This is a genomic window from Leptospira montravelensis (assembly GCF_004770045.1).
Taxonomy (GTDB): domain Bacteria; phylum Spirochaetota; class Leptospiria; order Leptospirales; family Leptospiraceae; genus Leptospira_A; species Leptospira_A montravelensis.
The window spans coordinates 1-14363 of record NZ_RQFO01000017.1; the positions used below are offsets into that span (position 1 = coordinate 1).

At 37.0% G+C, this 14363-nt stretch carries 13 protein-coding genes and 2 rRNA genes; 7 read left to right on the plus strand and 8 right to left on the minus strand.

What is annotated here, in order from left to right:
* Positions 1-141 precede the first annotated feature (141 nt).
* The 3 genes from rrf (EHQ31_RS13915) to EHQ31_RS13925 form a co-directional block, all read right to left on the minus strand.
* A 5S ribosomal RNA gene (gene rrf / locus EHQ31_RS13915) occupies positions 142-258 on the minus strand.
* Between the two features lie 56 nt (positions 259-314).
* A complete protein-coding gene (locus EHQ31_RS13920; RefSeq protein ID WP_135571159.1) occupies positions 315-1262 on the minus strand; it encodes a hypothetical protein in 948 nt (315 codons plus the stop codon).
* A 245-nt stretch (positions 1263-1507) separates the two neighbouring features.
* A complete protein-coding gene (locus tag EHQ31_RS13925; protein ID WP_135571161.1) occupies positions 1508-2536 on the minus strand; it encodes a hypothetical protein in 1029 nt (342 codons plus the stop codon).
* Between the two features lie 198 nt (positions 2537-2734).
* Between EHQ31_RS13925 and EHQ31_RS13930 the strand changes: the two genes are divergently transcribed.
* Entirely contained in the window at positions 2735-3214 is a 480-nt protein-coding gene (locus EHQ31_RS13930) for a VOC family protein (protein WP_135571163.1), read from the plus strand.
* Between the two features lie 269 nt (positions 3215-3483).
* Here EHQ31_RS13930 and EHQ31_RS13935 read toward each other — a convergent pair whose 3' ends face one another.
* The 3 genes from EHQ31_RS13935 to rrf (EHQ31_RS13950) all read right to left on the minus strand — a co-directional run bounded on the left by EHQ31_RS13935 (position 3484) and on the right by rrf (EHQ31_RS13950) (position 5499).
* The gene (locus EHQ31_RS13935) at positions 3484-3978 is read right to left on the minus strand and encodes a hypothetical protein (RefSeq protein ID WP_135571165.1); all 495 of its coding nucleotides are present in this window, start codon (positions 3976-3978) and stop codon (positions 3484-3486) included.
* A gap of 354 nt (positions 3979-4332) precedes the next feature.
* On the minus strand, positions 4333-4665 hold the full coding sequence (locus EHQ31_RS13940; RefSeq protein ID WP_135571167.1) for a helix-turn-helix domain-containing protein: 333 nt from the start codon (positions 4663-4665) through the stop codon (positions 4333-4335).
* Positions 4666-5382: 717 nt separating this feature from the next.
* Positions 5383-5499, minus strand: a 5S ribosomal RNA gene (gene rrf / locus EHQ31_RS13950).
* Between the two features lie 91 nt (positions 5500-5590).
* On the opposite strand from rrf (EHQ31_RS13950), the gene EHQ31_RS13955 reads away from it, so the two are divergent.
* The gene (locus EHQ31_RS13955; RefSeq protein ID WP_135571169.1) at positions 5591-6055 is read left to right on the plus strand and encodes a GyrI-like domain-containing protein; all 465 of its coding nucleotides are present in this window, start codon (positions 5591-5593) and stop codon (positions 6053-6055) included.
* On the opposite strand, the gene EHQ31_RS13960 is transcribed toward EHQ31_RS13955, so the two are convergent.
* Both EHQ31_RS13960 and EHQ31_RS13965 read right to left on the minus strand, forming a co-directional pair.
* A complete protein-coding gene (locus EHQ31_RS13960) occupies positions 5992-6762 on the minus strand; it encodes a PrsW family glutamic-type intramembrane protease (RefSeq protein ID WP_135571171.1) in 771 nt (256 codons plus the stop codon). The two genes, EHQ31_RS13955 and EHQ31_RS13960, sit on opposite strands and share 64 nt — an antisense overlap.
* Positions 6759-8567 carry an energy transducer TonB family protein gene (locus tag EHQ31_RS13965; RefSeq protein WP_135571173.1) on the minus strand — a complete coding sequence of 603 codons (1809 nt, stop codon included), beginning with the start codon at positions 8565-8567 and terminating at the stop codon, positions 6759-6761. Before EHQ31_RS13965 ends, EHQ31_RS13960 begins: the two co-directional genes overlap by 4 nt.
* A gap of 63 nt (positions 8568-8630) precedes the next feature.
* On the opposite strand from EHQ31_RS13965, the gene EHQ31_RS13970 reads away from it, so the two are divergent.
* The 5 genes from EHQ31_RS13970 (at position 8631) to lnt (ending at position 14361) form a co-directional block, all read left to right on the plus strand.
* The gene (locus tag EHQ31_RS13970; protein ID WP_167481668.1) at positions 8631-10031 is read left to right on the plus strand and encodes a glycine--tRNA ligase; all 1401 of its coding nucleotides are present in this window, start codon (positions 8631-8633) and stop codon (positions 10029-10031) included.
* Positions 10032-10496 (plus strand): GNAT family N-acetyltransferase, encoded by a 465-nt coding sequence (locus tag EHQ31_RS13975; protein WP_135571177.1) that lies wholly within the window; start codon positions 10032-10034, stop codon positions 10494-10496.
* Positions 10497-10698: 202 nt separating this feature from the next.
* The gene (locus EHQ31_RS13980) at positions 10699-11625 is read left to right on the plus strand and encodes an esterase/lipase family protein (RefSeq protein WP_420844120.1); all 927 of its coding nucleotides are present in this window, start codon (positions 10699-10701) and stop codon (positions 11623-11625) included.
* Positions 11626-11720: 95 nt separating this feature from the next.
* Positions 11721-12770, plus strand: a complete 1050-nt coding sequence (locus tag EHQ31_RS13985) for a lipase secretion chaperone (RefSeq protein ID WP_135571181.1) — start codon at positions 11721-11723, stop codon at positions 12768-12770.
* Positions 12739-14361, plus strand: a complete 1623-nt coding sequence (lnt, locus tag EHQ31_RS13990; RefSeq protein ID WP_135571183.1) for an apolipoprotein N-acyltransferase — start codon at positions 12739-12741, stop codon at positions 14359-14361. Before EHQ31_RS13985 ends, lnt begins: the two co-directional genes overlap by 32 nt.
* Positions 14362-14363 lie beyond the last annotated feature (2 nt).

The following is a 14363-nucleotide window of genomic DNA, read 5'->3' on the forward strand; positions in this document are numbered from 1 at the left end:
TGCTCCCTATGGGTCGCAAGTCTGTCATTTCGCGAACAATTGGTGACTAGCGGTACTATTGGGTTTGCTCAATGGATTTTATTTTGTACATAAAAAAAGCCAACCTTGCGGCTGGCTTTTTTTATTGAGTTATAAGTGCTAACCCGGCAACGTCCTACTCTCCCATTGAGCGAACCCAATAGTACCATCGGCGATGAGAAGCTTGACTTCCGTGTTCGGAATGGGAACGGGTATGGCCTTCTCTCCATAATCACCAGGAGTAATTACCATTACTTCCAAGTGGACTGGATTTGCAAGTACTTTTATAAGAAAAGTTACAAATTTAAATCGTAAGTAATACCTAGTTTTAGACCAGACATTGCGATTTGGTGGTCAGCTGTAGCAGATACAAACTCCATCAATGTCCCAACACGGTCCAGTGTGTCTCCATAAAAACTAAGGGCGATGGGACTCTTGGCTTTAGCAGTCATGTTCTCTCTTTCAAAACTGACAAAGAGCCGAAGTTTTGGTAAGATTACAATACTTCCTCCCACACTTATTTTTTCAGAATAGAAAGTATAACCACCGTTAGCAAAATTAAAAGCAAACCCATTATTATAAACTCTAATCTGTTCTGTGTTGTAGGTTCCTGTTGAATTTAAGAGAAAAGGTCCAAAAAGTAAGAAATCAGCAAATAATGTAGCTCTATCGTTAAGATCAAATTCGAAACCAACACCTACAAGTCCTGAAGTACCTGATGTTGTTTTTGTATCTTGTCCTAAAAACGAAGGACCACCAATCCCTAAATAATTGCCTTCAAATGATTGGCTCATACTACGAATGACATACTTTGGAAGGATCCGAAAATTGGAACTGGGAGACAAAGTGATTCCTAAGTTTATATCTGAATAAAGTAAACGGTAATCTCCTTCTTTAATTCCTAGACCTGTGGCATAATAAGAATTCCATTCATAACCACGGGTAAACCGATTCAAATGTAATCCAAGAAAAACATTACTCAAGATCCCTGCATTTAAAGAATGAAAATAATCAAATCCAAAATCGTTGATAAGTGACATTCCTCGATTGTTTTGCCAATCTTGGTTATATTCTAATCCAACAATATCACTGTAAAAATTTCTTTTCTCTAAATCTGTCCTAAGGCTTCCGAGGAATGCTGCACCTTTGATTCGTAATGCGTTCCCTTCCACTTTACCTTGTGCGAACACTGATCCGGTAAAAAGGGAAATGATGATCAGAAAAAAAACGAGACTACGTTTCATGAATTGAATACCTCTACCTTCCAATAACAAATGAGAAACAGTTGGCTCAAGGAAAATTTTAATCTATAAATTCTTTTTATAGCATGATATATCCAAATCCCTGAAATTTTTTTCTAATTCGAAAACTTCAACTGCATTTCACAAATTTGTCACGAAGATAAAACATTAAAAACAATTTAAAGTAACAATTCAAAATATCTGTTTCAAAATTATAGCTTATGATTTTGAATAACAAAAAATGAAATTCAAAACTCTATAGGCATATACACTGCTATGTGAAAGGTTCTCATTTCGTATGTGTAACCATTTTCTTTTACGATTGGTCCGCCAAAAGAAAGACGACCACGAATACCAGCAAACTGCGGAGTTTCAATATAAAACATAAAAGCAAATCTTGCATTTGAGTTAATATTCACCTGGTTTCTGAATAAACTACTCAAAGCCAAAGATTCAACTGCAGAATAACGTCCAGTAGAAAAAGCTGTCGCTGCTGTCAAGTCAGGGCGGAGTAAACCTTGGCTGGCAAAGTAATATCCTAATAGTTCCAAATTATTTCCTGAACCTAAATTTGCCAATAAATAGGAAAGCGTAGGATCATCGCTTGGATTTATATTTCCAGATGCAAATTGAATCGCACTAACATTGTTTAGAAATTCAGACCGGTTTCCTCGATTAGACAATGCTAATGCGATTCCAGTTCCTGGATCCTGAAAATCAACATTTCCACGCATACGAACAGTGGCGGGTCCCAATCCAAATCCTAATCGAAATGTATCTGGGTTTCCTACGTAAAAAATAGGAACTAACATTGAATAGGTTCCTTCCATACTTGTATCCAAGTCATCTTTTACGCGGTTACTTTGAGTAGGATTTGAATTCGAACTACCAGAACCAGATGAACTTCCACTTGAAGATGTCGAAGAAGGCGAATCAACAGATGGCAATTTAGTTACAAATTGCCTATCAAGATAAAAATTCGAATTATGTAAAAGTAAGTTGATACCAAAATATTTTGTAATTTGGTAATCGGCTGATTTTAGATCCAACATCCACGTAATTTTACCCGGTCCCTCCTGTGTCATGGTTGCATTTCTTCCACGGCCAGATATATCAACAGTTACACTTTCAATCATCACCCCAGGGTTGATGGAAAAATATTTTGTCCTAGGAGGTTCTTCGGCAGCGATCTCCTTTTCCTTTTCAGAAGCTTCATCAGCAAACAATGGGTAGGCACAGAAAAATGTTGAGAGTATTATTAGTAAAAAGTATCGCATAACAAAAACTATTTTTGGCTAATCTAAAAACCAGCAACTATTGGTGCAATGATAAATTCATGACGGACGGATCTTTGGAAAAAAATAAGGATCTCCGCAGACAAAAATACATAATATTGACGATGATTTTGTATACTCTAAAACCTTAATATATTATAATCTCCTTGATCAAAATTGCTTTTATCATAGAAAAAGACTATGAAAAAGAGCCAATTATTAGAAATGCACAATGTAGGAATCGTTGTGGAATCGCTCGACAACGCCATTTCCTTTTTCCAAGAAATTGGCCTAATACAAGAAGGCCGAATGACCGTTGCTGGCGAATGGGCAGGACTAGTCACTGGACTAAAAAATCAGCAAGTAGAAATTGCGATGATGGTGACGCCAGATGGACACACTCGTATTGAACTTTCTCAATTTATATTGCCAAAAGCAATCGATGACCATAGGAGAGCACCTGTCAATTCTCTAGGTTATCTTAGGGTCATGTTTAGAGTGGACAATTTGGACGAATTGTTATCACGTCTAACAAAACACGGTGCTTCTATTGTAGGAGAAGTAGTATTATTCGAAAATATATATAAACTCTGTTATATTCGCGGAGTTGAAGGAATCCTAATCGGACTTGCAGAACAAATTGGAATCCATACTGCAACAGACATTTTAGAGAAACCGTAATACAGCTCTAATGATTTCCAGTATTTTTTATAAAATAAGAAATACAAGATGATTGTTTCAAAAAAAAATATTCCATCCAAATCTTATGTTGGATACCAAGTAGTAAGAATCAATATGTTACCATGCCTAAAGTAAAAATTCATTACTTTACTCACAATTGGAGTATATTTTTTGGACTGCGAAAGCTAAATTGCCTACCTAACTAGAAATGTGTGAGAACAGCGTTGATCGTATATTATACAATGATTGGCACTTAACTGCTTTTTAATTTATATGCAGAGCCCGTTGTTTTCCTTTTTTCCGTTTAGAATATTAATTCTATTTCTTGAATATCCAACTTTCCCATTCCATTTAAAGCAACTGGTATGAAAGTAGATTGATGGACATTCAAAGTATATTGAAGTTAGCTGTCCCGGGAAATTCCAAGCTTCATTACTATAAAGAGGAATATTATTTCGGTTAATCTTGAGATTAATAAATTCTTTTTCTTTTCCTTGTGTATTAAAAATAGCTGAAACTATTAATTCATTATTTTGGTTATCCCAGATTTTAATCTTACTTTTAGAGTTTTGATTAAAAAATGTTTTTTGATCTGATGTTAAGTTTAGGCAATTTTTAAAAGGAAATTTTATGTTCTGGTTATCAGACTCAACCCAATTTTCCGTTTGATTACAATAAATTTGCAATTGGAGTATTGATAAAAGAAAAAAGGTTATCGCAATCCTTTTTAAACTTTGATATATTAGAAATTGATTTTTAATCATAAGATTTTTTTGAAATTTAATATAAAAAAATTCTGCATTTTCATTTTGTAGTTTTTGGGAAATCTTGAATACTTTAAATTCTATGAAATAATATTAGAGAATAGAGTAATGCACGTATACCTGATTATTTAGAAATAGAAAGAATTACCTGAAAGTGTTACCTATGTCCTCACGGCATACAACCGAAATGTTCGCATAACGAACTAGGCTAATCGACATCCCTGCCCCTAAGTCCCGAACGGGACGTTAGGGACTGGCACGGAGTTTGCGGATGCAAACGGAATGTGCCGAAGCGCAGCGTTTCCACGCTGTTATACGAAGGCCCCAGTTATAGAATAATATTGTTTAGAAAAATTAGGAAGCTTTCAAGAGAACAAATTCTTTTTTGGATTTTCCTGTTTTGTTATTTCGGAGTCTTGCTTTTATTTCTAGATCCATTCCTAGACTGTCCAAATAATTAATTAAAGTAGAAATTTTCATATCTTTTCTTGATTCAAGTTTAGAGAGCCCAGATTGTGAAAATTTAGTAATGTCTTCTTGTCTTAATCCCACAAGTTTTCTTAATTCTGCAAGATTAATATGAAAAAGCATTTGTTCTGCTTTATGTTTTGCTCTCGCAATACTTTCTGCAGGAAGCGATTTTTCAAGATTTTCTATTGAATTTCTTTTTACTTTTACTTTCTTCATAATTCTCCCCGTTTTCGATTAACCAATTCTTGTAAATCTTCTCTACCATCGGAATCATTTCTTCATAAAGCCCTCTTATCATTTCCTCTTTTATCGCCACCGGCAAGCAATAGGCCAATACTACCTTAGGGAAAACGAAAAAGATTCTAATTAATTTTAACTTAACTTAAACACGAAGTTCTTTGAGATTTTTAATCTTTGAACTTTGAATTGAATCAGCAAAAGGTCTTCCGAGTAGTAGCCATTTTTGTCGTAAAAGATAAAAGTGAACTAATATTTCTTCTAAAGTGTTTAAATCGAGTTTTTGAAGCCAATTATCGAACTCTTCAGTAGATTCAATTTCCCACACATTAAATTTTTGCCTAAAAAACTTGATTCAGTCAAATGAATATTCACTTAAATTCATATTTTTATAATTTAAAAGAGAATATCTGTGGCTTTCGTATAACTTGTAAATTAAAGAAATACCAAAGATGGATTTTATTTTGTACATAAAAAAAGCCAACCTTGCGATTAGCCTTATCCTAAATATATTTTTTTATTCAAATCCACCCGGCAATGCTGCGCAAGTGACCCGTAGGGAACGAGCAGGTGACTTTGGCGGGCGTAGCAGCGAAGCGTAGCCAAAAGTCGCGGACATTAGCCGGACAACACAGAGTGCCCACAAATAAAAAAGGCGCTCACTTGCATGAACGCCTTAATAAACAATAATGACTAACCCGGCAATGTCCTACTCTCCCATTGAGCGAACCCAATAGTACCATCGGCGATGAGAAGCTTGACTTCCGTGTTCGGAATGGGAACGGGTATGGCCTTCTCTCCATAATCACCAGGAGTAATTACCATGTGTACAGAGAGCTACGGTAAGTCAAACCATTCTTTAAGAAAAGGTTGCGTTTTTTTATCAAACTGAAACTTTTTCTTTATGCCGGAAATGACAGAGCCACTCATAAAAACTGAAACATTCACGGTGATGGGACTTCGCATTCGAACTTCCAATGCACCTGGAGACGCCGATGTGAAGATACCCGAAGTTTATTCCAGGTTTTATAAAGAAGATATACCAAAACTTATGGAAGTTCTACGTAAATTTGATCCATTGTTTGGTGTGTATTTTAACTATGCGTCTGATGAAAATGGAGCTTATGATTTTTTGTTAGGTTATGCAGTGGAAACAGATGTCAAACCGCTTCCGGGAATGGAAAAGATTGAGATAGCACCACAAAACGGTCGTTATTTTCAAATTCAACCTGGAGCACCTGAAGAAGTAGTTCCTAAATTTTGGGCAGAAATTTGGAACCATCCAGAAATTCCCCAAATTAGAACCTACAAATTCGATTGGGAAGAATATTCAGAAGCTGGAATTAGAGTTTTTCTTTCTACAAAATAAACATATTCCCGCCAATCGTTTACCACCCAAACCCAAATTCCTACAAACATGGAAGTAGCGATCCAAAGCCCAATGGTGGATCCTGGAATGAGAAGAAAATCCACAACTCCGTGTTGCCAAACTGCTAATACAAATCCAAAACCTAAATATAGTCTTTTGGTAGTAACTTCTAATTTAGCGTTACTCTTGAGTAGAAACATAGAAAAACATAGATTGATTAACAAATGGATGTTTGAAGAATGAATCGTTCTTGCAAAAAATAGGTCTAATTTTTTTTCTTCTGGTTCTCTGGCAATATAATGAGTATTTTCAATAAAAGAAAATCCCATCGCAACAAATGCACCAAACAAAACAACGGCGGGTGAAAAAGTTTTATTCTTTTTATCGTAACCCAATCCAAAAGACAAAATCATGATAAAAAATATTTTAAACGTTTCTTCCATAATTCCAGCTTGAATAAAAGCCAAATGAGCAGTTTGCGATAACATACTTACTTTTTTCTTTGGCATAAAATCAGTTTCCGGCCAAAGAATTGGATGTAGTCTTAAAATCAGATCTGTGGACAACCAACCAAAGAACAAAGCCAAAAGTATTCCCAAAATTTCCTGCCATCCTTTTTTCGGTTGGTAAGCCTTCCAAATCACAATAGCCCAAGGTAGGACTGTCAAAGATCCGATGAAATACTCAAATAAGCCTACTTCTTTCATTCTGATAATTCTTCCATATAACGGCCGTCAAATAAATTGATCATTTCTTTTTGGAGGGGAGTTGGAACAAATTCTGGGTCGATCGGTCCATTCCAAAAAAGTTCAGTCACACGAATGTCGTTTTTTGTCCCCGGAGGTGGCATAAGCGGCCCTAAACTTTCAACAAGTTGTAAGGTCCGTAAATCTTGGTCAGGGTAATCAGAAGCTTCCACAAGTTCTACATCAATCACATCCCCATCTTGGGTAATGGTATAGGCCACTACTGAAGAATAAGGATGGGGTGCCTTAGCCCAATAGTCCATATAACTTTCAGGAATGCGCATCTTTGCTGAAATATAATTGGAGTAAGTTGGTGGAACTTTTTTTCCGCGTATCTTTTTGATATAACCTTTGACTGGGCCACTATCTGCGACTTTTTCGTTAGAGATTTTTTCCCCTTTCTCCTTATTTTCTGTTTCGTTTCCGGTAACAATTCCCCCATTTAAACCTTTCGTATCATCTGGAACATTAGGATCGATGAAATAGAATTCCATTTTTTCTGGTTGGAAGTGGTTATTTTTTTGTGAAGACTGATCTATCTTTTTATTACGTTGGAGTGTGATAGGGATAAGAAAAACAAGGCAAATCAATATCAAATGAAAGAGTAAGGAGAGTGGTAATATATTTCTAAATCCTTTTCGTAAACCTGGTTTAAAAAAAGGTTCGGAATCTCCTACCCTGTCTTCTTTTACTCCTAAATTTTCTAAACTAAACGACTTTTCTAAAAGGTAAGAAGAATAAAAATAGATTCCAACAAGTGCCGAAATCGAAAATACCGCATAGGCAATGTTTTGTGAGGAGATAAAAAAATCTTTATCTGGAACTCCGGGTTTTAATCCAAATCCTGCCAAAAACTGAATCCCAAAAATGGGGCTGACATAAGAAAATACCCAAACTGCAGAAAACAAAAACAAAAGTAAGGTCAAAAATAAAATGGGGAATCCACGCCAGTATTCATAAACATATACATGTCCAAAACCTGGTAAGATACGGTCCCGAAATTTTGCTTTTTCTTTTACAACCAGTTCCAAACGAAAAGGAAATTTTGTCTGTGTAACTACGGCTTTTTTCCAACGTTCGCGAATACGAATTCCCTCCATATAACGCAAATAAGGTTTTGCAACAATAGAAGGAATTTTATTTCTATTGAAACTAAAAAGCAAAATACAAAGTGAGATGGAATAATTAAAAACAAATTGGTAAACATCCACTAAAGGTGAAAGTGGTGAAAGAGATTTGTTAGGATGTAACTTTTCTGAAAGATACTGAAATCCGAAATTCAAAAGGAGAGCTAAAAACAATACAAGTAAGACCGTATCGAACTTAGCATCTCGAATCCGCATGTCTGTACGGATTTTATCATAAGGATTTATCGTTTGTAACCTTGCCGATCTTATCGATTCTCTTTTATGATTTCTCTTACGACTATGAATGTAGTTTGAAAGTAAAAGGATAAAACAAAGTAAAACAAATCCAAATTTTAACTGGAAACTCCTGGAATCTTTTGCCAGAAATTCGTTGATCACAGCTTCCCATTCCAAACCCGACCTGTGCAAAAGTTCAATTGGGTAAAAGATAATCCAAGAAAGGATGTAAACTGCCACGACAGCTATGGCTCGCAGACGTAGCCGGAATTCTCCAGGAAAAGCAAAAAGAACCCCCAATGCCAAAAAAGGTCCGAGAGAAAATTGTGGGGACATCCAAAGGAAGAAGGTTAAGGATTTTTTAGCCCAAGGAGAGAGTGATTTTACGTTTGCCGAATCCATTCTTTAGTCTTATCTCAAGGAAAATACTTTGAATTTTCATGGAAAACAAAAAATTTGGCGGATATGGCACAGCCGAAAGAGAAAGAAGAACAGTCGCTCAAACCCATAGTCGCAGTCTCCAAAAGAAGGGGATTTGTTTTCCCAGGTTCCGAAATTTACGGAGGCCTTTCCAATACCTTTGACTATGGTCCGAATGGAATTGAAGTATTAAACAATCTAAAACGACTTTGGTGGGAATACTTTGTGCACAGACGGGACGACGTTTTGGGCCTTGATTCCTCTATTCTCCTCCACCCCCGCGTTTGGGAGGCATCTGGCCATATTTCCAACTTCAACGACCCCTTAATGGATTGCAAAAAATGCAAAACTCGCGTGCGAGTGGATAAATTTTTGGAGGATAAGGAAGGTGAAGGTGCTGCTACGGGGAAAAGTTTAGAAGAACTAACAAACACCATTCGAGAGAAAGCCTACGCCTGCCCTACTTGCGGAACTGTGGGAAGTTTTACCGATGCACGTCAGTTCAACTTAATGTTCAAAACATCTCACGGTGCTTCGGAAGAAGGAGCGACTGACATTTATCTTCGTCCGGAAACCGCCCAAGGGATTTTTATTAATTTCAAAAACGTCACCCAAATTGCTCGGAAAAAAGTACCCTTTGGAATTGCTCAAATTGGAAAATCCTTCCGTAACGAAATTATGGCCCGCCAATTTATCTTTCGGACCCGTGAGTTCGAACAGATGGAAATGGAGTTTTTCTGTGAACCAGGCACTCAAAAAGAATGGTTCAAGTATTGGGTGGATTACTGCATGGACTGGCTTGTGAATGTGGTAGGCCTAAAAAAAGAGAATCTTCGCGTTCGTGAACATGAAAAGGAAGAACTTTCTTTCTATAGTGATTCCACAAGTGATATTGAATACAAATATCCATTTGGTTGGGGTGAACTTTGGGGTGTTGCTTCCAGGACTGATTATGATCTTACCCAACATGAAAAGTTTTCTTCCGAAGATTTAAAATACCATGATTTGGATCAGAAGAAAAAGTATCTTCCTTATGTTGTGGAACCGGCACTAGGCCTAAACCGCCTATTCTTAGCCGTGTTATGTGATGCTTACGAAGAAGAAAAATTAGAAAAAGACGACATTCGTACTGTATTACGATTTGGGAAACGAGTGAGCCCCATGAAAGTGGCCATTTTTCCACTTATGAAAAAAGACGGACTTGATGCCAAAGCAAAAGAGATATATTCCGATTTAAGAAACCATTGGTATGTAGACTATGATGAAAGTGGCGCCATTGGAAAACGATATCGCCGTCATGATGAGATTGGAACTCCATTCTGTGTTACCGTAGACTATGATACAATGAACGATGGAACCGTTACCATTAGAGAAAGAGATTCTATGAAACAAGAAAGAATTTCAATCACTGAGTTAAAAAATTACCTCATCAATCGAATGGTTTAGGTGATTCGAGATTTAACAGAAACTGATAGAAACCAAACCATCGAACTTGTAAATCAATTTTACCGGAAGGTAAACGAACTCGAGTTAGATGGTTTGTTTCGCATCCGCCCCCGCGCTGCCACAAAATTTACTGATATCTATTTCAAACTGGTTGGAACTGGCAAAGTTTATATGCGAGGTTTTTTCGAAGAACAAGAACTTGTTTCCTTACTCATTGGAAGGATAGAAGAAAAACCTCACTTAGAAGAAGAAAGAAGTCTTTTTATCGATCTTGCTGTCACCAAACTAGGCAAAAAGAAAAAAGGATACATGTCTGCCCTTTTAGAGGATGTCGATCTTTGGTGCAAAGAAAAATCCATTCCCGCCATTGAACTCAGAGCCATTTTACAGAACGAAGAAGCCGTTAAGTTCTGGGACAAATCTTCCTTTGAAAGATTTTACATTCGCTACCGTAAACGGGTGTGACTAAAATCCCATAGACCTTTTTTACCTGACGTTCACTACCCACTTAGAAACTCCTTTACCAACCCGAAAGCAAGTACCTGGAATCTTTCGAATTACTAAGAAATGCCTCTTTTTTTCCTATTTGTAGTGAAAATATCCTTGCCCCAAATAAGGCATTTTGACACAGTTTTATCTTAGAAAATTCAGAGGTGAAATATATATGATTCGAAAAGGTCTTTTAGCCATTTTTATCACAATTGCTCTTGCAACTCCTGTCCTTGCCAGTTCCGGTTCTTCTTCCAAACCACTTGCAGGCACTTATCCCATTATCCTTTCTCATGGCCTTTTTGGCTGGGGCGAAAACTCCGGTGGAATCATTAGTATTGTAAACTATTGGGGTGGATCTGACGACTACCTAAGAAGCCAAGGAGCTACGGTATTTGCTCCAGGAAAAACAGCTGCCAACTCAAACGAAGTTCGTGCTGCGGAACTAAAAGCGGCTATTCTTACTTATGCTGCTGCTACCAATTACACTGGAAAATTCCACATCCTTGGACATTCACAAGGTGGACTTGATAGCCGTTATATGGTTTCTAACTTAGGACTTTCGGGCCGCACAGCAACACTCACTACTCTGAACACACCACACTACGGATCACCGATTGCTGATATCGTGAAGACAGTTTTACCTAGTTGGATCCAACCATTTGTAGCAAGCATCGTTGAAACTCTTGTGAAAATTGTTTATGGTGGTACTAACCAACAAAACGCATTGGCGGCACTTTCCTCTTTGAGCAAAGAAGGACTTACCTCTTTTAATTCTTATACTCCTAACAGATCAGGAGTAAAATATTTCTCTTACGGATCTTCAATCACCATTCCTGACCTCATCCAACACCCACTTATGGGTATCCTTCACCCTGCTTGTGGTGCTGGTGGACTTTTCCAAGGACAAGGTTTTACTAACGATGGTCTCGTTCCACTTTCTTCACAAAAATGGGGAACATGGAAAGGTGGGCCTTCTTATGGAATTTTTACTACAGGGATCGACCACTTACAAGCATCCAACACTCTTCGTTCAGGAAGTCTTTGGTATGATGTGGAAGGTTTTTATATGAATATGGCTTCTAACATGAAGGCTAATCAATAGTCCACTACCGAAGATTTTTTTAAAAACCCAAGCGCTTGCTTGGGTTTTTTTGTTTCCAGAAGTATCAATCCATCCTTTACTACGAACCATCTCTTATGAATCTTAAAATCTTTCGTTATCTTAGTTATGTTTTGGGAGCCATCCTCCTGCTTTATATTGTGTACCGTATCATTGGACCGAAGGAATTGGAAATCTCAAATGAGGAAAATCCCAATGACAAAGCAGAATCATACTTTCGAACACAAAGTGATGGTTTCTCTGTGGACCCCTTTTACTTAGAATCTGCAAAAACAATCTTTTCTCCAGACGGACAATTCCTTCGATTTGATGAAATATTAAGTCGTGCCAAATCAGGTGAATTAAATTTAGTTTCTGAACTTTGGAATTTACGCAGACAATGCCCGGAAGGAAGCACCAGGGAACAATGTCACGAATATATCAAAGCATTTCTTCAAAACGAATACGGTGGAGAAGACGCTAAAAGACTCATCAATATGCTCTCCAATTATCTGAAATATGAAGAGGCAATGGTACATTTAGATCCTTCTAGTAAGTCATACACCAACCAAGAAAGATACGAACAAATCAAACAACTTCGTAGGAAGTATTTTGCAAAAGAAGATGCAGAACTCATTTTCGGTTTAGAAGAAGCAACCGCAGATTTTAGTTTTAATAGAAAAAATTTCCTCGATGAAACCAAAAATCTAAAAGCTGACGAAAGACTAAGATTATATGAAGATTATCGAAAAAAATCTTTTGGAAACTATTACAATGCTGTAGTTGCTAGAGAACCATTATTTGATAAATTCGAAAACGAAATGGATTTAAGACAGGCTGAACTTTCAAGGTTATCCGGTTCAGAGAAAGAATCAAAAGAAAAAGAAGTTCGCATTCGTTACTTTGGAAAAGATGGAAATGATCGAATGGAAAAGGTTCTCAAGGAAATAAAAGAAGAAGAGGAAAAAATTTCTAAACTCCAAGGAGAAGAAAAAAACCTTCTTAAAAACTATCCGAATCTTTCCGAATCAGAACGTGAAAAAAAATTAATGGAACTTAGAATCCAAACCTTAGGAAGCAAGGAATTAGCAGAGGAATATACAAGAAGAATGGAATATGAGAAAACACTCAAGAATTCCGAAAATTAAACATCCTCTTCTTTTACTTTTACCAGTAGCAATTTTATTTGCATTGGCACTGGAACCCTTCGGATTATCATCCGCGGGGTTTCTCTGTATATTTTTGATACTCTATATCACAAAACAACTTACTATCATTTCTAGTTGGAAACAAACTTTCATTGCTACCCTATTATTTTCAAGCCTTGTTACTTTAACCAGCTTCTACTGGATTTGGAATGCCATAAGAAATATATCGGGACAGGGGATTTTCGCCTCCTCCCTTCTGTTTTTGGTCTATGCACTTCTATCGTTTTATAAAATAGGTTTTATTTTTTTGGGCTCTGTTTTTCTCACCAAACAGAGAATCATTAAAGATTCATATTTTTTTTTATTGGTTTTACCTTCTCTTTTTTTGATTTCCGATTGGATTTGCCCAATGATCTTTCCCGTGTATTGGGGAGACTTGTTTCGTAACCAAATCCTTTGGAGGCAAATGGCAAGATTTGGGGTAGAGGTATTAGGATTTGTTTCGGTCATCTCGGCCGCCTTATTTTATTTGTTGTTTTTAAAACAGACAAAAGGGATCCGAAGTTATTTTTCTTACCTATTACCAATTGTTTGTTTTTTCTCGATTAATTTATACTTCCTCGCAGAAACCATTCCTCAAGGTAGTATGGTACATCTTGCATTAATACAACCAAACACAAAATTTGCAAAACGGGAAATTCAGGAAAACCAAGTATGGATGACAAATACCATCCAAACAGTTTACGATATAGGTTTAGAAACCATTCGTTTCGCACCCAAACCGATTGATTTACTGGTACTACCTGAGTCTTCCATTCCATTTCTTGGCACCTTAGATTCAAAAAACCCCGATTCAACGTATAGCAAAAGTTTTGTGGAAATTACAGAAAGCCTCGTTACACTCAGTAATGCACCTCTTGTTTTTAATGAATTGGTATGGGACGGAGGGTCTAGAAACTCATTTACCCTCCTGCATCCAATATCTCTAATCACAGAAAGAAGATACAAACAGGCACTATTACCTTTTGGTGAATATTTACCGGGAGAAAATCACTTTCCTTGGCTTAGAAACATATTTCCAGAAACGAGCCATCATATTCCCGGCAACCTAACAGACGCTTTAAGATTCCAAACCAAAACGGGAGAAACGGTTACACTTAGTCCGATGATTTGTTATGAAATCCTATACCCCGAATTAGGTCGTAAGATGATAGGACATTCCCCATCGGAATTCATTCTCAATCTCACCAATGATTCCTGGTTTGAAAGTCAGACAGAAACGATGCAACATGCAGGCGCCGGTAGACTTAGATCGATCGAACTCGGAAGGCCCGTTGTCCGTGTTGCCGTCACTGGCCTTACCACTGCCTATGATTTCTGGGGAAGAGAAATGATGGGAGAATTACAAACATTCCAAAAAGCTATCGGTTATTTGGATTTGCCATTAGTTCCTAAGGAAAGAATGACTCCTTATATCCAATTCGGACCTAGTCCTTGGCGAATCATGGCTGTTTTTCTAATATTTTTTGTATTTTTCCGTAGTCCTCGACCTATACTCCTCAATAAAATGAAAAATGAAATTGAAATTTAGGT